33 protein-coding genes are annotated in these 19,053 nt (G+C 66.5%); 1 reads left to right on the top strand and 32 read right to left on the bottom strand.

The features are described 5' to 3' along the window. Positions 1-17: 17 nt before the first annotated feature. The gene (gene rplM, locus ACFVIU_RS17510; protein ID WP_014674395.1) at positions 18-461 is read right to left on the bottom strand and encodes a 50S ribosomal protein L13; all 444 of its coding nucleotides are present in this window, start codon (positions 459-461) and stop codon (positions 18-20) included. 265 nt (positions 462-726) lie between these two features. On the opposite strand from rplM, the gene ACFVIU_RS17505 reads away from it, so the two are divergent. Continuing rightward, complete coding sequence (locus ACFVIU_RS17505; RefSeq protein WP_385843361.1) at positions 727-1,605, top strand: hypothetical protein; 879 nt, start codon at positions 727-729, stop codon at positions 1,603-1,605. 1 nt (position 1,606) lies between these two features. On the opposite strand, the gene truA is transcribed toward ACFVIU_RS17505, so the two are convergent. The 31 genes from truA to rpsJ form a co-directional block, all read right to left on the bottom strand. Beyond that, entirely contained in the window at positions 1,607-2,461 is an 855-nt protein-coding gene (gene truA / locus ACFVIU_RS17500; protein ID WP_385843360.1) for a tRNA pseudouridine(38-40) synthase TruA, read from the bottom strand. A gap of 73 nt (positions 2,462-2,534) precedes the next feature. Next, positions 2,535-3,026 carry a 50S ribosomal protein L17 gene (gene rplQ / locus ACFVIU_RS17495; protein WP_385843359.1) on the bottom strand — a complete coding sequence of 164 codons (492 nt, stop codon included), beginning with the start codon at positions 3,024-3,026 and terminating at the stop codon, positions 2,535-2,537. A 94-nt stretch (positions 3,027-3,120) separates the two neighbouring features. Then, positions 3,121-4,143, bottom strand: a complete 1,023-nt coding sequence (locus ACFVIU_RS17490) for a DNA-directed RNA polymerase subunit alpha (protein ID WP_024755423.1) — start codon at positions 4,141-4,143, stop codon at positions 3,121-3,123. 150 nt (positions 4,144-4,293) lie between these two features. Beyond that, positions 4,294-4,698, bottom strand: coding sequence for a 30S ribosomal protein S11 (gene rpsK / locus ACFVIU_RS17485; RefSeq protein WP_003956432.1), 405 nt, complete (start codon positions 4,696-4,698; stop codon positions 4,294-4,296). A gap of 66 nt (positions 4,699-4,764) precedes the next feature. After that, positions 4,765-5,145, bottom strand: a complete 381-nt coding sequence (rpsM, locus tag ACFVIU_RS17480) for a 30S ribosomal protein S13 (protein WP_023547369.1) — start codon at positions 5,143-5,145, stop codon at positions 4,765-4,767. 196 nt (positions 5,146-5,341) lie between these two features. Then, positions 5,342-5,455 carry a 50S ribosomal protein L36 gene (rpmJ, locus tag ACFVIU_RS17475; protein ID WP_003998809.1) on the bottom strand — a complete coding sequence of 38 codons (114 nt, stop codon included), beginning with the start codon at positions 5,453-5,455 and terminating at the stop codon, positions 5,342-5,344. Between the two features lie 63 nt (positions 5,456-5,518). Next, complete coding sequence (gene infA, locus ACFVIU_RS17470) at positions 5,519-5,740, bottom strand: translation initiation factor IF-1 (RefSeq protein WP_003948620.1); 222 nt, start codon at positions 5,738-5,740, stop codon at positions 5,519-5,521. A 222-nt stretch (positions 5,741-5,962) separates the two neighbouring features. Next, positions 5,963-6,799: a type I methionyl aminopeptidase gene (gene map, locus ACFVIU_RS17465; RefSeq protein WP_385843358.1), complete on the bottom strand. Its 837-nt coding sequence runs from the start codon at positions 6,797-6,799 to the stop codon at positions 5,963-5,965. A gap of 117 nt (positions 6,800-6,916) precedes the next feature. Continuing rightward, on the bottom strand, positions 6,917-7,579 hold the full coding sequence (locus ACFVIU_RS17460) for an adenylate kinase (RefSeq protein ID WP_385843357.1): 663 nt from the start codon (positions 7,577-7,579) through the stop codon (positions 6,917-6,919). Next, positions 7,579-8,892 carry a preprotein translocase subunit SecY gene (gene secY, locus ACFVIU_RS17455; protein WP_385843356.1) on the bottom strand — a complete coding sequence of 438 codons (1,314 nt, stop codon included), beginning with the start codon at positions 8,890-8,892 and terminating at the stop codon, positions 7,579-7,581. Before secY ends, ACFVIU_RS17460 begins: the two co-directional genes overlap by 1 nt. Before the next feature lie 190 nt (positions 8,893-9,082). Then, a complete protein-coding gene (rplO, locus tag ACFVIU_RS17450) occupies positions 9,083-9,538 on the bottom strand; it encodes a 50S ribosomal protein L15 (protein WP_030745257.1) in 456 nt (151 codons plus the stop codon). A gap of 2 nt (positions 9,539-9,540) precedes the next feature. Further along, positions 9,541-9,723 carry a 50S ribosomal protein L30 gene (gene rpmD, locus ACFVIU_RS17445; RefSeq protein ID WP_003974250.1) on the bottom strand — a complete coding sequence of 61 codons (183 nt, stop codon included), beginning with the start codon at positions 9,721-9,723 and terminating at the stop codon, positions 9,541-9,543. 2 nt (positions 9,724-9,725) lie between these two features. Continuing rightward, on the bottom strand, positions 9,726-10,331 hold the full coding sequence (rpsE, locus tag ACFVIU_RS17440; protein WP_019753099.1) for a 30S ribosomal protein S5: 606 nt from the start codon (positions 10,329-10,331) through the stop codon (positions 9,726-9,728). A gap of 36 nt (positions 10,332-10,367) precedes the next feature. Then, positions 10,368-10,751, bottom strand: a complete 384-nt coding sequence (gene rplR, locus ACFVIU_RS17435; RefSeq protein ID WP_028420764.1) for a 50S ribosomal protein L18 — start codon at positions 10,749-10,751, stop codon at positions 10,368-10,370. Positions 10,752-10,754: 3 nt separating this feature from the next. Further along, a complete protein-coding gene (gene rplF, locus ACFVIU_RS17430) occupies positions 10,755-11,294 on the bottom strand; it encodes a 50S ribosomal protein L6 (RefSeq protein WP_385843355.1) in 540 nt (179 codons plus the stop codon). Between the two features lie 24 nt (positions 11,295-11,318). Beyond that, entirely contained in the window at positions 11,319-11,717 is a 399-nt protein-coding gene (rpsH, locus tag ACFVIU_RS17425; RefSeq protein WP_100827756.1) for a 30S ribosomal protein S8, read from the bottom strand. 215 nt (positions 11,718-11,932) lie between these two features. Beyond that, the gene (locus ACFVIU_RS17420) at positions 11,933-12,118 is read right to left on the bottom strand and encodes a type Z 30S ribosomal protein S14 (RefSeq protein ID WP_003948630.1); all 186 of its coding nucleotides are present in this window, start codon (positions 12,116-12,118) and stop codon (positions 11,933-11,935) included. A 5-nt stretch (positions 12,119-12,123) separates the two neighbouring features. Continuing rightward, positions 12,124-12,681, bottom strand: coding sequence for a 50S ribosomal protein L5 (gene rplE, locus ACFVIU_RS17415; protein ID WP_019753095.1), 558 nt, complete (start codon positions 12,679-12,681; stop codon positions 12,124-12,126). Further along, entirely contained in the window at positions 12,681-13,004 is a 324-nt protein-coding gene (gene rplX, locus ACFVIU_RS17410) for a 50S ribosomal protein L24 (protein ID WP_385843354.1), read from the bottom strand. Before rplX ends, rplE begins: the two co-directional genes overlap by 1 nt. A 2-nt stretch (positions 13,005-13,006) precedes the next feature. Next, a complete protein-coding gene (gene rplN, locus ACFVIU_RS17405) occupies positions 13,007-13,375 on the bottom strand; it encodes a 50S ribosomal protein L14 (protein WP_003998823.1) in 369 nt (122 codons plus the stop codon). A 97-nt stretch (positions 13,376-13,472) separates the two neighbouring features. After that, the gene (rpsQ, locus tag ACFVIU_RS17400; protein WP_385843353.1) at positions 13,473-13,757 is read right to left on the bottom strand and encodes a 30S ribosomal protein S17; all 285 of its coding nucleotides are present in this window, start codon (positions 13,755-13,757) and stop codon (positions 13,473-13,475) included. After that, on the bottom strand, positions 13,754-13,978 hold the full coding sequence (gene rpmC / locus ACFVIU_RS17395) for a 50S ribosomal protein L29 (RefSeq protein WP_007494763.1): 225 nt from the start codon (positions 13,976-13,978) through the stop codon (positions 13,754-13,756). The genes rpsQ and rpmC overlap by 4 nt, the downstream gene beginning before the upstream one ends. Next, positions 13,978-14,397, bottom strand: a complete 420-nt coding sequence (gene rplP, locus ACFVIU_RS17390) for a 50S ribosomal protein L16 (protein WP_009190136.1) — start codon at positions 14,395-14,397, stop codon at positions 13,978-13,980. The genes rpmC and rplP overlap by 1 nt, the downstream gene beginning before the upstream one ends. A 5-nt stretch (positions 14,398-14,402) precedes the next feature. Next, positions 14,403-15,224 carry a 30S ribosomal protein S3 gene (gene rpsC / locus ACFVIU_RS17385; protein WP_014674374.1) on the bottom strand — a complete coding sequence of 274 codons (822 nt, stop codon included), beginning with the start codon at positions 15,222-15,224 and terminating at the stop codon, positions 14,403-14,405. Then, complete coding sequence (gene rplV, locus ACFVIU_RS17380) at positions 15,224-15,571, bottom strand: 50S ribosomal protein L22 (RefSeq protein ID WP_030778516.1); 348 nt, start codon at positions 15,569-15,571, stop codon at positions 15,224-15,226. The genes rpsC and rplV overlap by 1 nt, the downstream gene beginning before the upstream one ends. Positions 15,572-15,616: 45 nt before the next feature. Next, positions 15,617-15,898 (bottom strand): 30S ribosomal protein S19, encoded by a 282-nt coding sequence (gene rpsS / locus ACFVIU_RS17375; RefSeq protein WP_095748093.1) that lies wholly within the window; start codon positions 15,896-15,898, stop codon positions 15,617-15,619. 12 nt (positions 15,899-15,910) lie between these two features. Next, positions 15,911-16,747 carry a 50S ribosomal protein L2 gene (gene rplB, locus ACFVIU_RS17370; protein WP_030601203.1) on the bottom strand — a complete coding sequence of 279 codons (837 nt, stop codon included), beginning with the start codon at positions 16,745-16,747 and terminating at the stop codon, positions 15,911-15,913. Positions 16,748-16,787: 40 nt separating this feature from the next. Further along, on the bottom strand, positions 16,788-17,207 hold the full coding sequence (gene rplW / locus ACFVIU_RS17365) for a 50S ribosomal protein L23 (RefSeq protein ID WP_385843352.1): 420 nt from the start codon (positions 17,205-17,207) through the stop codon (positions 16,788-16,790). After that, entirely contained in the window at positions 17,207-17,857 is a 651-nt protein-coding gene (gene rplD, locus ACFVIU_RS17360; protein ID WP_385843351.1) for a 50S ribosomal protein L4, read from the bottom strand. The genes rplW and rplD overlap by 1 nt, the downstream gene beginning before the upstream one ends. Before the next feature lie 8 nt (positions 17,858-17,865). Next, on the bottom strand, positions 17,866-18,510 hold the full coding sequence (gene rplC / locus ACFVIU_RS17355; protein WP_014674369.1) for a 50S ribosomal protein L3: 645 nt from the start codon (positions 18,508-18,510) through the stop codon (positions 17,866-17,868). Positions 18,511-18,526: 16 nt separating this feature from the next. Beyond that, a complete protein-coding gene (gene rpsJ / locus ACFVIU_RS17350; protein ID WP_003948644.1) occupies positions 18,527-18,835 on the bottom strand; it encodes a 30S ribosomal protein S10 in 309 nt (102 codons plus the stop codon). Positions 18,836-19,053 lie beyond the last annotated feature (218 nt).

Raw genomic sequence — 19,053 nt, 5'->3', positions numbered from 1 at the left:
TTAGGGGGTGGCCGGACTTACTGCGCGACCTGGGTGATCTCGAACGGCACCGGCTGCTGGGCAGCGTGCGGGTGCTGGTCACCCTTGTAGACCTTCAGCTTCGAGAGCATCTGACGGCCCAGGGAGTTCTTGGGGAGCATGCCCTTGACGGCCTTCTCGATCGCCTTCTCAGGGTTCTTGTCGAGAAGCTCGTCGTAGCGGACGGAACGCAGACCACCCGGGTAGCCGGAGTGGCGGTACGCCATCTTCTGGGTCCGCTTGTTGCCGGACAGGTGCACCTTGTCGGCGTTGATGATGATGACGAAGTCACCAGCGTCGACGTGCGGCGCGTAGATCGGCTTGTGCTTGCCCCGGAGGAGGGTCGCAGCAGTGGTGGCGAGACGGCCCAGGACGACGTCCTGAGCGTCGATGACGTGCCACTGGCGCGTCACATCGCCGGGCTTGGGGCTGTACGTACGCACGGTTCGTAGCCTTCGCTTCGAGTGAATGGTCCTGAACAGGTCACCGAAACGATCACGACAGCCTTGACCGCACTGCGGTGACGCAAACCGCGTGCTGGTCGCTGGTCATCGGCCCGGTGGACCGGTGTAAGGGCCCGTCCCGTGAGAATGAGCAAGCCAATACACAACGAAGAAGCAGGTTACCTGGCTGGCCCCGGACGGGTCAAAACGAGGCAGGCCGTACGACGGACCCCGCACCACACGCCCCCCGTCTAAGATGCGCCCCATGAGTTACGGGCAGGGGGGACCCCAGTCTCAGTGGGATCCCTGGAAACCTCAATCCCAGCAGCCGTGGAACAGCGGCGGCGACGACGGGACTCCCGACTGGGCCGCGCTGGCGGAGGCCTCGGAGACCCGCACCAAACGCCGCAAGGTGCTGTTCATAGCCGGCGGCGCGCTCGCCACGGTCGCCATCGGCGCCGCCGTGGCCATGGCCGTCGTCAACGCCAACAAGCACGACGACCCGGTGGCCGGCCCCACAGGCGGCCCCCATGGAGGCTCACTGCCCAGCGGCTCGGCCACCCCCTCCTTCGCGCCCACCAGCGCCCCGCCGCCACTGGACCCGAAGGAGTTCATCTCCAGCGCCAAGAAGGACACCGCCCCGCTCAGCGCCGACACCCTCTTCCCGGGCACCCGGCTGACCGAGAACGGGACGGTGTACAAGAAGGGCCTCACGGCCGACACCACCCGCTGCACCACGGCCGCCGGCGGCACCCTGCCCAAGATCCTCACCGCCAACGGCTGCACCCGGCTGCTCCGCGCCACCTACACCGACGGCTCCGGCATCGCGGTCACCGTCGGCGTCGCCGTCTTCGACGACCAGGCGCAGGCCACCAAGGTCAACAAGCAGGCCACCAAGAACGCCATGGTCCGCTCCCTGCCCGGCAAGGGGGTCAAGGACTTCTGCGACTCCGCGGTCTGCCTGACCACGACGAACGCCGTCGGCCGCTACGCCTACTTCACCACCAGCGGCTTCATCAGCGGCAAGAACGTCACCGACAAGGACACCAAGGTCTTCCGCGTCAGCAAGGACCTCCAGCAGTTCATCTTCAACCAGATCTACCGGCGCGGTCAGGCCCAGGCCTCGGCGGCCGCCAACCAGTAGGTCAGCAGCACCCCGCCGACGGCAGCGAGCGCTTGTTCCGCGCCTCCCTGCTGCGCGCCGCCAGCAGCTCGTCGGCGGGGTAGCCGACCTCCTCCAGGGTCAGCCCGTGCGGCCGTACGACATGGACGGCCGAGTCCCGCACCCCCGCGGCCAGCACCTTCCCGGGCCACTCGGGATCCCGGTGCCCGTCCCCCACGAACAGCAGCGCCCCGATCAGCGAACGCACCATGTTGTGGCAGAACGCGTCGGCCCGCACGGTGGCGGTGACGATCCCGTCGGCGCCCCGTTCCAGGCTCAGCTGCTGCAAGGTGCGGATGGTGGTCGCGCCCTCCCGCTTCTTGCAGTACGCGGCGAAGTCGTGCTCCCCGAGCAGCGCCCGCGCGGCCTCGTTCATGGCGTCCACGTCGAGCGGCCAGTCGTGCCACAGGACGTGGTTGCGCAGCAGCGGGTCCACTCCGCCGGGGTTGTCGGTCACCCGGTACGCGTACCGCCGCCAGATCGCCGAGAAGCGCGCGTTGAAGCCGCTGGGCGCCTCCCGCAGCGCCCACACCCGCACATCCTTGGGCAGCCGCCCGGCCAGCCGCTTGAGCAGCTTCTCGTGATGCTCGCGCCAGACCGCCTCGGGCAGATCGACATGCGCCACCTGCCCCCGCGCATGCACCCCGGCATCGGTCCGGCCGGCCACGGTCAGGTCGTAGTTCTCCCGGGACCGGGTGACGGTCCGCAGCGCGTCCTCGATCTCGCCCTGCACCGTCCGCTTGCCGCCGGCCTGCTTGGCCCAGCCGTGGAAGTCCGTGCCGTCGTAGGACAGGTCGAGGCGGACACGTACGAACCCGGGCTGTACTTCTTCGCTCACGTGCACATCCTCTCAAGTACGCGAAAGCGGGCCCGCCCCGTAGGGCGGACCCGCTCAGGCGTCAGGCAGAGCCTCAGGCCTCGGTGGCCTCGTCCGCGGCCGGAGCCGCGTCCTCGACCTTGGTCTCCTCGACCTTGGTCTCCTCGGCCTCCTTGACCGCACGCTTGGTGGCGGCCTCGGCCTCACCCACGGCGGTCTGCTGCACCGTCAGCGCCTCGACCAGCTCGATGACGGCCATGGGCGCGTTGTCGCCACGGCGGTTACCGATCTTGGTGATGCGGGTGTAACCACCGGGACGGTTCTCGTAGCGCGGGCCGATCTCGGCGAAGAGCGTGTGGACGACGCTCTTGTCCGTGATGACCTGGAGCACCTGACGGCGGTTGTGAAGGTCGCCCTTCTTCGCCTTGGTGATCAGACGCTCGGCGTACGGGCGCAGGCGGCGGGCCTTCGCCTCGGTGGTGGTGATACGGCCGTGCTCGAAGAGGCTCTTCGCCAGGTTGGCGAGGAGCAGCTTCTCGTGCGCGGCGCTGCCGCCCAGACGGGCACCCTTGGTGGGCTTCGGCATGTTCATTCTCCTGTGTGTCTGCCCCGGCCGTGTCAGGTACCGGGGTCAGGAACCCGATGAGCGGATGCTCACCGGCAACGACCGGTCAGTACGGTCAGTACTGCTCGGTCTCCACGAAACCCGCGTCCGCGTCGTCGTCGGCGCCGAAGGCGTCGGCAGCGGCCGTGGGGTCGAATCCGGGCGGGCTGTCCTTCAGGGCCAGGCCCATGCCGGCCAGCTTCGCCTTGACCTCGTCGATGGACTTCGCACCGAAGTTGCGGATGTCCAGGAGGTCGGCCTCGGAGCGGGCGACGAGCTCACCCACGGAGTGGATGCCCTCACGCTTGAGGCAGTTGTAGGAGCGGACCGTGAGCTCCAGCTCCTCGATCGGCAGCGCGAGGTCGGCGGCCAGGGCGGCGTCCGTCGGGGACGGGCCCATGTCGATGCCCTCGGCGTCGATGTTCAGCTCGCGGGCGAGACCGAACAGCTCGACCAGGGTCTTACCGGCCGACGCCATGGCGTCACGCGGGCGCATGGCCTGCTTGGTCTCGACGTCGACGATCAGCTTGTCGAAGTCGGTGCGCTGCTCGACACGCGTGGCCTCGACCTTGTACGTGACCTTCAGCACCGGCGAGTAGATGGAGTCGACCGGGATACGGCCGATCTCCTGGCCCGCCTGCTTGTTCTGCACGGCGGAGACGTAACCGCGGCCGCGCTCGACCGTCAGCTCCATCTCCAGCTTGCCCTTGCCGTTGAGCGTGGCGAGGACGAGGTCGGGGTTGTGCACCTCGACACCGGCCGGGGGCGCGATGTCGGCGGCGGTGACCAGACCCGGGCCCTGCTTGCGCAGGTACATCACGACCGGCTCGTCGTGCTCCGAGGAGACGACCAGCTGCTTGATGTTGAGGATCAGGTCGGTGACGTCCTCCTTGACGCCCGGCACGGTGGTGAACTCGTGCAGGACGCCGTCGATGCGGATGCTGGTGACAGCAGCGCCGGGGATCGACGACAGGAGGGTGCGGCGGAGGGAGTTGCCGAGGGTGTAGCCGAAGCCCGGCTCCAGCGGCTCGATCACGAACCGGGAGCGGAACTCGTCGACGACCTCTTCGGTCAACGAGGGACGCTGAGCGATCAGCATGTGTGGATCAGATCCTTCATTCGTGGACGCCCGCTATTTGACGTCCGACGGAAACCGCGCCCATGAAAAGCGCGGGTACTGCAAGGGTACGGGCGATACGGCCCTTTTACGGAGCCGTACCGCCCGAAAAGCCCTGAAGCAGCCGGTGCGTCAGACGCGGCGGCGCTTCGGCGGGCGGCAGCCGTTGTGCGGGGTCGGGGTGACGTCCTGGATGGAGCCGACCTCGAGGCCCGTGGCCTGGAGCGAGCGGATCGCGGTCTCACGACCGGAACCCGGGCCCTTCACGAACACGTCGACCTTGCGCATGCCGTGCTCCTGGGCGCGGCGGGCAGCCGACTCGGCGGCCATCTGCGCGGCGAACGGCGTGGACTTCCGGGAGCCCTTGAAGCCGACGTGGCCGGCGGAGGCCCAGGAGATCACGTTGCCGGACGGGTCCGTGATGGAGACGATCGTGTTGTTGAACGTGCTCTTGATGTGCGCGTGGCCGTGAGCGACGTTCTTCTTTTCCTTGCGGCGCACCTTCTTGGCAGCGCCCTGACGACCCTTGGGGGGCATCTATAACTCCTACGGGAGGTGGTCGGTCCTACAGCGAAGACCGCTGGACGGCGAGTCCGCTGCGGACTACTTCTTGCCCGGCTTCTTCTTGCCGGCGATGGCGCGACGCGGGCCCTTGCGGGTGCGGGCGTTGGTGCTGGTGCGCTGACCGCGGACCGGCAGGCCGCGACGGTGACGGAGACCCTGGTAGCAGCCGATCTCGACCTTGCGGCGGATGTCGGCCTGGATCTCGCGACGGAGGTCACCCTCGGTCTTGATGTTGTTGTCGACGTACTCGCGGATCGCGACCAGCTGCTCTTCGGTCAGGTCACGAACGCGGGTGTTCGGGTCGACGCCGGTCGCAGCCAGCGTCTCCTTCGAGAGGGTCCGGCCGATGCCGAACACGTAGGTGAGGGCGACCTCCACGCGCTTTTCGCGCGGGATGTCAACACCGGAAACGCGTGCCATTCAATGGCTCCTGGTGATTCTTCGGAGGTCTTCCGCAGAACCGGATTCCCAGCCGCCGTATCAGGTACGAACTGGGTCCCCGGCCTCCGAACCGGGGGTGTCGAGCCATCTTCCGGCTCGGGTTCTGCGTATGAACATATTCAGCTCGCGTCGCGCGAATCTCTGCGATAGAGGTGCAGAGGGTTCAGGTCGTGCGTCAGCCCTGGCGCTGCTTGTGGCGCGGGTTCTCGCAGATGACCATGACCCGGCCGTGACGGCGGATCACCCTGCACTTGTCGCAGATCTTCTTGACGCTCGGCTTGACCTTCATTGGGTGAGGTTCTCCGGGTCAGTTGCCGGCGGCCCCGCGTCACCGCGGGACTGTGGGCAAGATCTACTTGTAGCGGTAGACGATCCGGCCACGCGTCAGGTCGTACGGAGACAGCTCCACCACGACCCGGTCGTCAGGGAGGATGCGGATGTAGTGCATACGCATCTTGCCGCTGATGTGTGCCAGGACCTGGTGGCCGTTCTGGAGCTCGACCTTGAACATGGCGTTCGGCAGAGACTCGACGACAGTGCCCTCGATCTCGATGGCACCTTGCTTCTTGGCCACGCTTCGCCCTTCGAATCGACTACCTTGATCGACTTTTGTCCCACTCCCACGCACGAAGGCATGAGGGTGCACAAGAGCCGACGAGTCAGTCTACGTCGGCACCCCGAGAAAGGCGAATCGAGAAAGTCTGCCCTACCCGGAAGATCACTAAGCGAGCGGATGTTCCCTTTGAGCGGCTGCGCCGACCGGCGGTCCCGGTCGGGCTCCCGGTCGGGCGGCGGATCAGGCCAGCGGGTCCGGTGCTGCCGTGACGCCGTACTCCGCCAGCTTCGCCTTGCCGCCGTCGGGGGCGGTCAGGACCAGGGGGCCTTCGTCGGTCAGGGCGACGGAGTGTTCCCAGTGGGAGGACCAGGTGCCGTCGGTCGTGATGACCGTCCAGTCGTCCTCGAGGACCTCGGTGCGCGGGGTGCCGAGGGAGACCATCGGCTCGATCGCGAGGCAGAAGCCGGAGACCAGCTTGGGGCCCTTGCCGCGGCGCCGGTCGACGTAGTTCAGCAGATGCGGGTCCATGTGCATCTCGGTGCCGATGCCGTGGCCGCCGTAGTCCTCGATGATGCCGTAGCGGCCGCCGCCCGGCTTGGGCTGGCGGCGGATGTAGGTCTCGATGGCCCGGGAGATGTCGACCAGGCGGTTGCCCTGCTTCATCGCCGCGATGCCGGCCCACATCGATTCCTCGGTGACACGGGACAGCTCGATCAGCTCCGGGGCGTGGCCCGAGCCGACGAAGGCCGTGTACGCGGCATCCCCGTGCCAGCCGTCCACGATCGCGCCGCAGTCGATGGAGATGATGTCGCCGTCCTTCAGGACCACCTCGTCGGACGGGATGCCGTGCACCACCACGTCGTTCACCGAGGTGCAGATGGTCGCCGGGAAGCCGCCGTACCCGAGGAAGTTCGACTTCGCGCCGTGCTCGGCGAGCACCTTGCGGGCGACCTCGTCCAGGTCCTTGGTGGTGGCGCCGGGCACCGCGGCCTCGCGGGTGGCCGCGTGGATGGCGGCGACGACCAGACCCGCCGCACGCATCTTGGCGATCTGCTCGGGCGTCTTGATCTGCACCATGGGGGCCTGCGCTCTCCGTCACTCACGTCGACTGGGTTACGTACACGAACACGTACGCACACAACACTACGGCCGCGGCGCCCGGGAGGGCACCGCGGCCGGAAGGACCGCGAACTGCTAGTGCTGGGCCTTCTCGCGCTTGAGCGCCTCCAGCGCCCGCTGCGTGATCTCGTCCACCGGGCCCAGGGCGGAGATCGTGACGACCAGGCCCTGCGCCTTGTAGTAGTCGATGATCGGCTCGGTCTGCGTGTGGTAGACCTCCAGCCGCGTGCGGACCGTCTCCTCGGAGTCGTCGTCACGCTGGTACAGCTCGCCGCCGCAGACGTCGCAGACGCCCTCCTGCTTCGGCTTGCTGTAGGTCACGTGGAAGACGTGCGAGGAGTCGTTGCGGCAGATGCGCCGGCCGGCGATCCGCTTGACGACCTCGTCCTCGGGGACCTCCAGGTCCAGCACCGCGTCCAGCGTGATGGCCTCGGTGCGGAGCAGCTCGTCCAGCGCCTCGGCCTGCTGCACGTTCCGCGGGAAGCCGTCCAGCAGGAAGCCGCCCTCGGCGTCCGGCTGCTCCATGCGGTCCTTGGCCATCGCGATGGTGACCTCGTCCGGGACCAGCTCACCCTTGTCCATGTAGGACTTGGCCAGCTTGCCCAGCTCGGTCTGCTGGCTGATGTTGGCGCGGAACAGGTCTCCCGTGGAGATGTGCGGGATGGCCAGCTTCTCGGCGAGACGGACGGCTTGCGTTCCCTTACCGGCGCCCGGCGGCCCGACGAGGACGATACGCATCAGCGGAGGAACCCTTCGTAATTGCGCTGCTGGAGCTGGCTCTCGATCTGCTTCACCGTCTCAAGACCCACACCCACGATGATCAGGATGCTGGTCCCGCCGAAGGGGAAGTTCTGGCTCGCCCCGAAGCCAACCAACGCCATCGTCGGTACGAGAGCGATCAGTCCCAGATACAGCGAACCCGGCCAGGTGATCCGGTTGAGCACGTAGCTCAGGTACTCAGCGGTCGGTCGGCCAGCCCGGATGCCCGGGATGAAGCCACCATACTTCTTCATGTTGTCGGCGACTTCCTCGGGGTTGAAGGAGATCGCCACATAGAAGAACGCGAAGAAAACGATGAGCAAGAAGTACAAAGTGATGTAAATCGGGTGGTCGCCCTTGGTGAGGTTCGTCTGGATCCATTGCTTCCAGTTCGAATTGCCCCCCGCGAACTGCGCCACGAGCGCCGGGATGTAGAGCAGCGAGGAGGCGAAGATGACGGGAATCACACCCGCCTGGTTCACCTTGAGCGGGATGTAGGTGGACGTACCACCGTAGGAACGGCGGCCGATCATGCGCTTCGCGTACTGGACCGGGACACGGCGCTGGGCCTGCTCGACGAAGACCACCAGCGCGACCATGACCAGGCCGACCAGGATGACCGTGCCGAACTCGATCCAACCGCCGGCCAGGGTGCCCTGCTTCTTGATGGCCCACAGCGCGGACGGGAAGGTCGCGGCGATCGAGATGAACATCAGGATCGACATGCCGTTGCCGATGCCGCGGTCGGTGATCAGCTCACCGAGCCACATCACCACGGCGGTGCCGGCGGTCATGCAGATGACCATGGTGATCGTCGTGAAGATCGCCTGGTCCGGGACGATGCTCGTGGCGACCGAGCAGCCGTTGAAGAGAGCGCCGCTGCGGGCGGTGGCGACCAGGCCGGTGCCCTGAAGGATCGCGAGGGCGACCGTCAGGTACCGGGTGTACTGCGTGATCTTCGCCGTACCGGCCTGGCCCTCCTTCTTCAGGGCTTCCAGACGCGGGATGACCACGGTCAGCAGCTGAAGAATGATGCTGGCCGTGATGTACGGCATGATGCCGAGCGCGAAGACCGTGATCTGGAGCAGGGCGCCACCACTGAACATGTTCACAAGGCCGAACAGGCCCTGGTTGCCCTGTGCCTCGGTCACACACTGCTGGACGGCCTTGTAGTTGACGCCGGGGATCGGGATGTGGGTACCGACCCGGTAGACCACGATGATGGCCAGCGTGAAGAGCAGCTTCTTGCGCAGGTCGGGCGTCCTGAACGCCCGGGCGAACGCGGTGAGCACGGTGCCTCCTGCGACCCCCGCGCAACTGCGTCAAGGGTGACGGTCTGAGGTTCGACGAATACGAAGAAAGAACAGTGCAGGCCACCTTACCGGCGACACTGCCCCCCTAGGAACGACCGACCGGGGATACCTCATTGTGAGGTATCCCCGGTCGGGTTCGTTTACGTCATCAAGCCGACGCCTGAGGGTGTCAGACGAGCTCGGTGACCGTGCCGCCGGCGGCGGTGATCTTCTCCTTGGCGGAACCGGAGACGGCGTCGACCGTCACCTGGAGCGCCACGGAGACCTCGCCCTGGCCGAGGACCTTGACGAGGCTGTTCTTGCGAACGGCACCCTTGGCCACCAGACCCTCGACGGTGACCTCGCCACCCTCGGGGTAGAGCGCGGCCAGCTTGTCGAGGTTCACGACCTGGTACTCGGTCTTGAACGGGTTCTTGAAGCCCTTCAGCTTCGGGAGGCGCATGTGGAGCGGCATCTGGCCACCCTCGAAGCGCTCCGGAACCTGGTAGCGGGCCTTGGTGCCCTTGGTACCACGACCGGCCGTCTTACCCTTCGACGCCTCACCACGACCCACACGGGTCTTGGCGGTCTTGGCGCCCGGGGCGGGACGGAGGTTGTGGATCTTCAGCGGGTTCTGCTCCGCCATGATCAGTCGACCTCCTCGACCGTCACGAGGTGGCGGACGGTGTGCACCATGCCGCGGAACTCGGGGCGGTCCTCCTTGACGACCTGCGTGTTGATGCCCTTGAGACCAAGGGACCGCAGGGTGTCGCGGTGGTTCTGCTTGCTGCCGATGTAGGACTTGACCTGCGTGATCTTGAGCTGCGCCATGATTACGCACCCGCCCCGGCACGCGCACGCAGCAGAGCCGCGGGAGCGACGTCCTCGAGCGGCAGACCACGGCGGGCCGCGATCTCCTCGGGACGCTGCAGGCCCTTCAGGGCCTCCACGGTCGCGTGCACGATGTTGATGGCGTTGTCGGAGCCGAGCGACTTCGACAGCACGTCGTGGATACCGGCGCACTCGAGCACGGCGCGCACCGGACCACCGGCGATAACACCGGTACCCGGGGACGCGGGCTTGAGCAGCACGACGCCGGCAGCCTTCTCACCCTGGATCGGGTGCGGGATGGTGCCCTGGATGCGGGGGACCTTGAAGAAGTGCTTCTTGGCCTCCTCAACGCCCTTGGCGATGGCGGCCGGCACCTCCTTGGCCTTGCCGTATCCGACACCCACGGTGCCGTCACCGTCGCCCACCACGACCAGCGCGGTGAAGCTGAAGCGACGACCACCCTTCACAACCTTGGCGACGCGGTTGATCGCGACGACGCGCTCAACGTACGCGGTCTTCTCGGCGGCAGCAGCGCCGCCGTCACGGCCCTTCCGGTCCCGCCGCTCGCCGCCACCGGCACCGCTACCGCGGCGCTGGGGTCCAGCCATTGGATTACCTCTCTCTTTCCGCTAGCTACAAGCGGCTCAGAACTTGAGCCCGGCCTCGCGGGCGGCGTCCGCCAGGGCGGCGATGCGCCCGGCGTACTGGTTGCCACCTCGGTCGAACACGACGGCCTCGACACCGGCGGCCTTGGCACGCTCGGCGACCAGGGCGCCGACCTGCTTGGCCTGCGCGGACTTGTCGCCCTCGCCACCGCGGATCGAGCTGTCCAGCGTGGACGCCGACGCCAGGGTGTGGCCCTTGAGGTCGTCGATCACCTGCGCCACGATGTGGCGGTTGGAGCGGGTCACGACCAGACGGGGACGCTCCGCGGTACCCGAGATCCGCTTGCGGATCCGGATGTGACGGCGCTTGATCGCGGCGCGCTTGTAGGCGTCACCCTTGAGGATCTTCTGCCCGTATGCCATGGCTTACTTACCCGCCTTTCCGACCTTGCGGCGGATGACTTCGCCCTCGTACTTGACACCCTTGGCCTTGTACGGGTCGGGCTTGCGCAGCTTGCGGATGTTGGCCGCAACCTCGCCGACCTTCTGCTTGTCGATGCCCTCGACCTGGAAGCGGGTCGGGGTCTCCACCTTGAAGGTGATTCCCTCGGGCGCCTCGACGGTGATCGGGTGGCTGTAGCCGAGCGCGAACTCGAGGTTCGAGCCCTTGGCGGTCACGCGGTAACCGACACCACTGATCTCGAGCTTCTTCACGTAACCCTGGGTCACGCCGGTGATCATGTTCGCCACCAGCGTGCGGGACAGGCCGTGGAGGGCCTTGTTCTGACGCTCGTCGTTGGGGCGGGTCACCTGGAGGGTGCCGTCCTCGTTCTTGACGATCTCGATCGGCGCCACGACGGTGTGAGTCAGCGTGCCCTTGGGCCCCTTGACCGAAACCGTGCTGCCGTCGATGGTGACGTCCACGCCGGCGGGAACCGCGATGGGGAGCTTGCCGATACGCGACATAGCTGTTTCCTCCGTTCCCTTCTGCTACCAGACGTAGGCGAGGACTTCCCCGCCCACGCCCTTCTTGCCGGCCTGCTTGTCGGTGAGGAGCCCGTGCGACGTGGAGATGATCGCCACGCCGAGGCCGCCCAGCACCTTGGGCAGGTTGGTGGACTTCGCGTACACCCGGAGACCGGGCTTGGAGATCCGCTTGATGCCCGCGATGGAGCGCTCACGGTTCGGGCCGAACTTCAGCTCGAGGGTGAGGTTCTTGCCCACCTCGGCGTCCTCGACGCGCCAGCCCGTGATGAAGCCCTCCTGCTGGAGGATCTCCGCGATGTGAGACTTGATCTTGGAAGCCGGCATCGTCACGGTGTCGTGGTACGCCGAGTTCGCGTTCCGCAGACGCGTCAGCATGTCTGCGATCGGATCAGTCATGGTCATGAATTGGCCTGTGGCCTTTCTCGCCGGGGTTTCCTATATGCGCCATCCCTCTCCCCGTACTTCGAAGACGGGACGGGTGCGGCGCGGGGACCTACGGCGTAGTAAGTCGTTCAGGGCGGCAGAGGCCCAACCCTCCTAGCCTAAGCCATGAGGGGTGGCACCCCTGCCGTCCCGGTTGCTTACCGAGAGGTCCAGGAATCCCTAAAAAGCAGGGATTACCAGGAGCTCTTGGTCACGCCCGGCAGCTCGCCACGGTGAGCCATCTCACGAAGGCACACGCGGCAGAGGCCGAACTTGCGGTACACGGAGTGCGGACGGCCGCAGCGCTGGCAGCGCGTGTAGCCACGCACACCGAACTTGGGCTTGCGAGCAGCCTTAGCGATCAGAGCCTTCTTCGCCATCTCGCTCACGCCTCCTTGAAGGGGAAGCCGAGGTGACGAAGGAGCGCACGGCCCTCAGCGTCGTTGGTCGCCGTGGTCACCACGGTGATGTCCATACCCCGGACGCGGTCGATCTTGTCCTGGTCGATCTCGTGGAACATGACCTGCTCCGTGAGACCGAAGGTGTAGTTGCCACGGCCGTCGAACTGCTTGGGGGACAGGCCGCGGAAGTCGCGGATGCGCGGCAGCGCGAGCGACAGGGTGCGGTCCAGGAACTCCCACATGCGGTCGCCACGGAGCGTGACGTGGGCACCGATCGGCTGACCCTCGCGCAGCTTGAACTGCGCGATGGACTTGCGGGCCTTGGTGACGGCCGGCTTCTGACCGGTGATGGTGGTCAGGTCGCGGATCGCGCCCTCGATCAGCTTCGAGTCACGGGCGGCGTCGCCGACACCCATGTTGACCACGATCTTGACGAGGCCGGGAACCTGCATGACGTTCTCGTACTTGAACTCGTCACGCAGCTTGCCCGCGATCTCCTCGCGGTACTTCTGCTTCAGACGCGGAGTGGTGGTGGTAGCCATCAGATGTCCTCACCCGTCCGCTTGGCAACGCGGATCTTGTTGCCCTCTTCGTCGAAGCGGTAGCCGACACGCGTGACGACCTTCTTGCCGTCCTGCTCCACGACCAGCTGGACGTTGGAGACGTGGATCGGCGCCTCGGTCGTAACGATGCCACCGGCCTGCGAACCGCGAGCGGTCGGACCGGCCTTGGTGTGCTTCTTGACCCGGTTGACACCCTCGACCAGGACGCGCTCCTCGCGCGGGTAAGCGGCAATGACCTTGCCCTGCTTGCCCTTGTCCTTACCGGTGATGACCTGGACCAGGTCGCCCTTCTTGATCTTCATGCTTACAGCACCTCCGGCGCGAGCGAGATGATCTTCATGAACTTCTTCTCGCGCAGCTCACGGCCGACCGGGCCGAAGATGCGGGTGCCGCGAGGGTCGCCGTCGTTCTTCAGAATGACGGCGGCGTTCTCGTCGAAGCGGATGTACGAGCCGTCCGGACGGCGGCGCTCCTTGACGGTGCGAACGATGACCGCCTTGACGACGTCACCCTTCTTCACGTTGCCACCGGGGATCGCGTCCTTGACGGTGGCGACGATGACGTCACCGATGCCCGCGTAGCGGCGACCGGAGCCACCGAGCACACGGATGCAAAGGATCTCCTTCGCACCAGTGTTGTCGGCGACGCGCAGTCGCGACTCCTGCTGGATCACGTCTATCTCCTGTTTGTCTGCCGGTTCCCGGCAGGGGCCCTGTTACGAGCCCCTGCCGAGCCTGGCGGAACTGACCTGCGGGTTTTCCCCGCAGGAATTACTTGGCCTTCTCGAGGATCTCGACGACGCGCCAGCGCTTCGTCGCGGACAGCGGCCGGGTCTCCATCAGGAGGACGCGGTCGCCGACACCCGCAGCGTTCTGCTCGTCGTGCGCCTTGAGCTTGTTCGTACGGCGGATGACCTTGCCGTACAGCGCGTGCTTCACGCGGTCCTCGACGGCGACGACGACGGTCTTGTCCATCTTGTCGCTGACGACGAGACCCTCACGGGTCTTGCGGAAGCCGCGGGCCTCTGCGTTCTCAGTCACGTTGCTCTCGCTCATGCGTTCTCCACCGTTTCGATGCCCAGCTCACGCTCGCGCATCAGGGTGTAGATCCGCGCGATGTCCTTACGGACGGCCTTCAGCCGACCGTGGTTTTCGAGCTGACCCGTGGCCGCCTGGAAGCGGAGGTTGAACAGCTCTTCCTTGGCCTCGCGGAGCTTCGCCAGAAGCTCCTCGTTGCCCAGCTCGCGCAGCTCGGACGCCTTGGTACCGGCCGACATCACGCTTCACCTGCCTCGCGCTTGACGATCCGGCACTTCATCGGCAGCTTGTGGGCCGCACGAGTCAGCGCCTCACGGGCGATCTTCTCGTTGGGGTACGACAGCTCGAACATCACACGTCCGGGCTTGACGTTGGCGATCCACCACTCCGGAGAACCCTTACCGGAACCCATGCGGGTCTCGGCAGGCTTCTTGGTGAGGGGACGGTCCGGGTAGATGTTGATCCAGACCTTGCCGCCACGCTTGATGTGGCGGGTCATCGCGATACGAGCCGCCTCGATCTGGCGGTTCGTCACGTAGGCCGGGGTCAGCGCCTGGATGCCGTACTCGCCGAACGCAACCTGCGTGCCACCCTTGGACATACCGTTGCGCTTCGGGTGGTGCTGCTTGCGGTGCTTGACCCTACGGGGGATCAGCATGACGGTCAGGCCTCCGTTCCGGTGCTCTCAGCCGGAGCGGCAGCGGGAGCCTCGGCCTTGGGGGCCTCGGCGCCGGCAGCCTGCTGCGGCTTACGACCACGCCGCTCGCCACCGCGGCCACCACGGGCCGGGCGGTCGGCGCCACCGCGGGCCGGGCGGTTACCCGCACGGGCGGCAGCGTTCTCGGCGCGGACCTCGGCGATGTTCTTGACGTCGCCCTTGTAGATCCAGACCTTCACACCGATGCGGCCGAAGGTCGTCTTGGCCTCGAAGAAGCCGTAGTCCACGTTCGCGCGGAGCGTGTGCAGGGGCACACGGCCCTCGCGGTAGAACTCCGAGCGGGACATCTCGGCGCCGCCGAGGCGGCCACCGCACTGGATCTTGATGCCCTTGGCGCCGGCCTTCATCGCCGACTGCATGCTCTTGCGCATGGCACGGCGGAAGGAGACGCGGGAGGACAGCTGCTCGGCGACGGCCTGGGCCACCAGCTGAGCGTCCGTCTCCGGGTTCTTGACCTCGAGGATGTTCAGCTGGACCTGCTTGCCGGTCAGCTTCTCCAGGTCACCGCGGATGCGGTCGGCCTCGGCGCCGCGGCGGCCGATGACGATGCCCGGGCGAGCGGTGTGGATGTCCACCCGGACGCGGTCACGGGTGCGCTCGATCTCAACCTTCGAGATGCCGGCGCGCTCCATGCCGGACGTCATCATCCGACGGATGGCGACGTCTTCCTTGACGTAGTCCTTGTACAGCTTGTCGGCGTACCAACGCGACTTGAAGTCGGTCGTGACACCGAGCCGGAACCCGTGCGGGTTTACCTTCTGGCCCATTACCGGGTTCCTTCCTTGCTGCTGACGACCACGGTGATGTGGCTGGTCCGCTTGCGGATCCGGTAGGCACGGCCCTGGGCACGCGGACGGAACCGCTTCAGGGTCGGGCCCTCGTCGACGTAGGCCTCGGAGACGAAGAGGCTGTCGACATCGGTGTGGTCGTAGTTGTGCGCGGCGTTGGCGATGGCGCTGTCCAGCACCTTGCCGACCGGCACGGAGGCTGCCTGCGGAGCGAATCGCAGAACAGCCTGGGCCTCCGTGGCGTCCATGCCACGGATGAGGTCCACCACACGGCGGGCCTTCATGGGCGTGACGCGGATGTACCGCGCCTGGGCCCTGGCTTCCATGGTTGTCCCTTCAGAGTTACTTACGTGTCTGAATGCGATCCGCTACTAGCGGCGCTTCGACTTCCGGTCTTCCTTGACGTGGCCCCGGAAGGTGCGAGTCGGCGAGAACTCGCCGAGCTTGTGGCCGACCATCGACTCGGTGACGAACACCGGGATGTGGGTCTTGCCGTTGTGCACCGCGATCGTGTGGCCGAGCATGGCCGGGACGATCATCGAGCGACGGGACCAGGTCTTGATGACGTTCTTGCTGCCCGCTTCGTTCTGGGCGTCCACCTTCTTGATCAGGTGGTCGTCGACGAAGGGCCCCTTCTTCAAGCTACGAGGCATCTCAACCCGTCCTTAGCGCTTCTTGTTCGTCTTGCGGCGGCGGACGATGTACTTGTTCGACGCCTTCTTGGGCGAACGAGTACGGCCTTCCTTCTTGCCCCACGGGGACACAGGGTGGCGACCACCGGAGGTCCGGCCCTCACCACCACCGTGCGGGTGGTCAACCGGGTTCATGACCACACCACGGACGGTCGGGCGAACGCCCAGCCACCGCTTACGGCCGGCCTTACCCCAGTTGATGTTGCTCTGCTCGGCGTTGCCGACCTCGCCGACGGTGGCGCGGCAGCGGACGTCGACCAGGCGGATCTCGCCGGACGGCATGCGCAGGTGGGCGTAGGCGCCCTCCTTCGCGAGCAGCTGCACGGAGGCACCGGCGGAGCGGGCGAACTTGGCACCGCCACCGGGACGGAGCTCGATCGCGTGGATCGTGGTACCGACCGGGATGTTGCGGAGGGCCAGGTTGTTGCCCGGCTTGATGTCGGCCCCGGGACCGTTCTCCACGGTGTCGCCCTGCTGGAGGTTACGCGGGGCGAGGATGTAGCGCTTCTCGCCGTCCGCGTAGTGCAGCAGCGCGATGCGCGCGGTGCGGTTGGGGTCGTACTCGATGTGCGCGACCTTCGCCGGCACGCCGTCCTTGTCGTGACGACGGAAGTCGATCACACGGTAGGCGCGCTTGTGTCCGCCACCCTGGTGGCGAACGGTCACACGACCGGCGTTGTTACGGCCGCCCTTGCTGTGCAGGGGACGGACCAGCGACTTCTCCGGCGTGGACCGCGTGACCTCGACGAAGTCGGCAACGCTGGCGCCACGACGGCCCGGCGTAGTCGGCTTGTACTTGCGGATTCCCATTTCTCAGTCCTCGTCCGATATCGGACGATCCGGACCGCCCTTAGGCGGTCGGACCGCCGAAGATGTCGATACGGTCGCCCTCGGCGAGGGTCACGATCGCGCGCTTGCTGCCGGCACGCTGACCGAAGCCGGTCTTCGTGCGCTTGCGCTTGCCCTGGCGGTTGATCGTGTTGACCCCGGTGACCTTGACGTCGAAGACCGCCTGGACGGCCTGCTTGATCTGGGTCTTGTTGGCGTTCGGGTCGACGATGAACGTGTACTTGTTCTCGTCGAGGAGCGCGTAGCTCTTCTCCGAGACGACCGGCTTCAGCAGGACGTCACGGGGGTCCGTGTACGACTTGCTCAGCGGGGTCTCGACGGTGTTCTTGCCCTCGGTGGCGTGGCGCTTCGCCTTGGCGACGCGCGCGGCCTTGGCGGCCTTGGCCGCCTTCGAGGCGATAGCGGGGTGACGGATAGCCATCAGGCCTCGCTCCCTTCGGTGTCAGCGGCCTTGGGGCCAGACACGAAGGACTCGAACGCGGCCTGGGTGAAGACCACGTCGTCCGAGACGAGAACGTCGTACGTGTTCAGCTGGCCCGGCTCCAGGATGTGGACCTGGGGCAGGTTGCGGGCGGACAGCCACGCGGCCTCGTCGGAGCGCTCGACGACCAGGAGCAGGTTCTTGCGCTCGCTGATCTTGCCGAACAGGCTCTTCGCGGCCTTGGTGGAGACCTGGCCCTCGACCACGCCGGAAACGACGTGGATGCGGTTGTGACGCGCCCGGTCGGTGAGGGCACCGCGCAGGGCGGCGGCCTTCATCTTCTTCGGGGTCCGCTGCGAGTAGTCACGCGGCACGGGACCGTGCACGACGCCACCACCGGCGAACTGCGGCGCGCGGGTCGAACCCTGGCGGGCGCGACCGGTGCCCTTCTGGCGGTACGGCTTCTTGCCACCACCGCGGACCTCGCCACGCGTCTTGGTCTTGTGCGTGCCCTGACGGGCCGCGGCCAGCTGCGCGACGACGACCTGGTGGATCAGCGGGACGCTGACCTTGGCGTCGAAGATCTCCGCGGGGAGCTCGACGGAACCGGCCTTCTCGCCCGCCGGCGAAAGGATGTCAACAGTGCTCATCGGTTACCTCAGGCCCCCTTGGCCGCGGTGCGGACCAGGACGAGGCCGCCGTTCGGACCGGGAACCGCGCCCTTGATGAGCAGCAGACCCTTCTCCGCGTCAACGGCGTGGACGGTCAGGTTCTGGGTGGTGACCCGCTCGTTGCCCATGCGACCCGCCATGCGGAGGCCCTTGAACACACGACCCGGGGTGGCGCAGCCACCGATGGAACCGGGGGAGCGGTGCTTGCGCTGGGTGCCGTGTCCGGCGCCGAGGCCACGGAAGTTGTGGCGCTTCATGACGCCGGCGAAGCCCTTGCCCTTGCTCTTGCCGGTCACGTCGACCTTCACGCCGGCCTCGAACACCTCAGCGGTGATCTCCTGGCCCAGCGTGTACTCGGAGGCGTCCGCGGTGCGGATCTCGACGAGGTGGCGACGGGGGGTGACGTCGGCCTTGGCGAAGTGGCCCTTGAGGGGCTTGTTCACCTTGCGCGGGTCGATCTCGCCGAAGGCGATCTGAACGGACTCGTAGCCGTCGACGTCGTTGGTACGGACCTGGGTGACGACATTGGGGCCGGCCTTGACGACGGTGACCGGAACAACACGGTTGTTCTCGTCCCACACCTGCGTCATGCCGAGCTTCTCGCCCAGGATGCCCTTGATCTGCTTAGCCATTCTCAGCTCACCAGCCTCAGAGCTTGATCTCGATGTCGACACCGGCCGGGAGGTCGAGTCGCATCAGAGAGTCAACGGTCTTGGGGGTGGGGTCGAGAATGTCGATCAGGCGCTTGTGCGTGCGCATCTCGAAGTGCTCGCGCGAGTCCTTGTACTTGTGCGGCGACTTGATGACGCAGTACACGTTCTTCTCAGTGGGCAGCGGCACCGGGCCCGCGACCGACGCACCAGTGCGGGTCACCGTCTCGACGATCTTCTTCGCCGAGGAGTCGATGACCTCGTGGTCGTAGGCCTTGAGCCGGATGCGGATCTTCTGTCCCGCCATGGCTACTCAGTAGTCCTGTCTCTCTACAGCTCTGGAACCTGGTGTTCCTTTGACTTTCGCCGACCCACGCGGTCGGGCGTGTCGCGTTCCCGCTGACACAGATGTCCCTTGTTCGAACATCCCTTGTCTTGGGGAAGAGGTTCACCGGGTGCCTGGCCGGTGCCGCACCACACTTCCCGGAAGATTCCCGTACGTCCGCCCCAGCGCTGCCATGTGGC

The sequence above is a fragment of the Streptomyces sp. NPDC127190 genome, from assembly GCF_042672505.1.
Classification (GTDB): domain Bacteria; phylum Actinomycetota; class Actinomycetes; order Streptomycetales; family Streptomycetaceae; genus Streptomyces.
This window is presented reverse-complemented; position numbering and strand designations above follow the sequence as displayed.

What these genes read in the sequence shown, in the direction of transcription:
- ACFVIU_RS17505 (WP_385843361.1), top strand. Translation starts at nt 727, where the DNA reads ATGAGTTACGGGCAGGGGGGACCCCAGTCTCAGTGGGATCCCTGGAAA.
- rplQ (WP_385843359.1), bottom strand. Translation starts at nt 3,026, where the DNA reads ATGCCGAAGCCCACCAAGGGTGCCCGTCTGGGCGGCAGCGCCGCGCAC.
- ACFVIU_RS17490 (WP_024755423.1), bottom strand. Translation starts at nt 4,143, where the DNA reads ATGCTGATCGCTCAGCGTCCCTCGTTGACCGAAGAGGTCGTCGACGAG.
- rpsK (WP_003956432.1), bottom strand. Translation starts at nt 4,698, where the DNA reads ATGCCCCCCAAGGGTCGTCAGGGCGCTGCCAAGAAGGTGCGCCGCAAG.
- rpsM (WP_023547369.1), bottom strand. Translation starts at nt 5,145, where the DNA reads ATGGCACGCGTTTCCGGTGTTGACATCCCGCGCGAAAAGCGCGTGGAG.
- rpmJ (WP_003998809.1), bottom strand. Translation starts at nt 5,455, where the DNA reads ATGAAGGTCAAGCCGAGCGTCAAGAAGATCTGCGACAAGTGCAGGGTG.
- map (WP_385843358.1), bottom strand. Translation starts at nt 6,799, where the DNA reads ATGGTGCAGATCAAGACGCCCGAGCAGATCGCCAAGATGCGTGCGGCG.
- ACFVIU_RS17460 (WP_385843357.1), bottom strand. Translation starts at nt 7,579, where the DNA reads ATGCGTATCGTCCTCGTCGGGCCGCCGGGCGCCGGTAAGGGAACGCAA.
- rplO (WP_030745257.1), bottom strand. Translation starts at nt 9,538, where the DNA reads ATGGCGGAGCAGAACCCGCTGAAGATCCACAACCTCCGTCCCGCCCCG.
- rpmD (WP_003974250.1), bottom strand. Translation starts at nt 9,723, where the DNA reads ATGGCGCAGCTCAAGATCACGCAGGTCAAGTCCTACATCGGCAGCAAG.
- rpsE (WP_019753099.1), bottom strand. Translation starts at nt 10,331, where the DNA reads ATGGCTGGACCCCAGCGCCGCGGTAGCGGTGCCGGTGGCGGCGAGCGG.
- rplR (WP_028420764.1), bottom strand. Translation starts at nt 10,751, where the DNA reads ATGGCATACGGGCAGAAGATCCTCAAGGGTGACGCCTACAAGCGCGCC.
- rplF (WP_385843355.1), bottom strand. Translation starts at nt 11,294, where the DNA reads ATGTCGCGTATCGGCAAGCTCCCCATCGCGGTTCCCGCCGGCGTGGAC.
- rpsH (WP_100827756.1), bottom strand. Translation starts at nt 11,717, where the DNA reads ATGACCATGACTGATCCGATCGCAGACATGCTGACGCGTCTGCGGAAC.
- ACFVIU_RS17420 (WP_003948630.1), bottom strand. Translation starts at nt 12,118, where the DNA reads ATGGCGAAGAAGGCTCTGATCGCTAAGGCTGCTCGCAAGCCCAAGTTC.
- rplE (WP_019753095.1), bottom strand. Translation starts at nt 12,681, where the DNA reads ATGGCTACCACCACCACTCCGCGTCTGAAGCAGAAGTACCGCGAGGAG.
- rplX (WP_385843354.1), bottom strand. Translation starts at nt 13,004, where the DNA reads ATGAAGATCAAGAAGGGCGACCTGGTCCAGGTCATCACCGGTAAGGAC.
- rpsQ (WP_385843353.1), bottom strand. Translation starts at nt 13,757, where the DNA reads ATGAGCGAGAGCAACGTGACTGAGAACGCAGAGGCCCGCGGCTTCCGC.
- rpmC (WP_007494763.1), bottom strand. Translation starts at nt 13,978, where the DNA reads ATGTCGGCCGGTACCAAGGCGTCCGAGCTGCGCGAGCTGGGCAACGAG.
- rplP (WP_009190136.1), bottom strand. Translation starts at nt 14,397, where the DNA reads ATGCTGATCCCCCGTAGGGTCAAGCACCGCAAGCAGCACCACCCGAAG.
- rpsC (WP_014674374.1), bottom strand. Translation starts at nt 15,224, where the DNA reads ATGGGCCAGAAGGTAAACCCGCACGGGTTCCGGCTCGGTGTCACGACC.
- rplV (WP_030778516.1), bottom strand. Translation starts at nt 15,571, where the DNA reads ATGGAAGCCAGGGCCCAGGCGCGGTACATCCGCGTCACGCCCATGAAG.
- rpsS (WP_095748093.1), bottom strand. Translation starts at nt 15,898, where the DNA reads ATGCCTCGTAGCTTGAAGAAGGGGCCCTTCGTCGACGACCACCTGATC.
- rplB (WP_030601203.1), bottom strand. Translation starts at nt 16,747, where the DNA reads ATGGGAATCCGCAAGTACAAGCCGACTACGCCGGGCCGTCGTGGCGCC.
- rplW (WP_385843352.1), bottom strand. Translation starts at nt 17,207, where the DNA reads ATGGCTATCCGTCACCCCGCTATCGCCTCGAAGGCGGCCAAGGCCGCC.
- rplD (WP_385843351.1), bottom strand. Translation starts at nt 17,857, where the DNA reads ATGAGCACTGTTGACATCCTTTCGCCGGCGGGCGAGAAGGCCGGTTCC.
- rplC (WP_014674369.1), bottom strand. Translation starts at nt 18,510, where the DNA reads ATGGCTAAGCAGATCAAGGGCATCCTGGGCGAGAAGCTCGGCATGACG.
- rpsJ (WP_003948644.1), bottom strand. Translation starts at nt 18,835, where the DNA reads ATGGCGGGACAGAAGATCCGCATCCGGCTCAAGGCCTACGACCACGAG.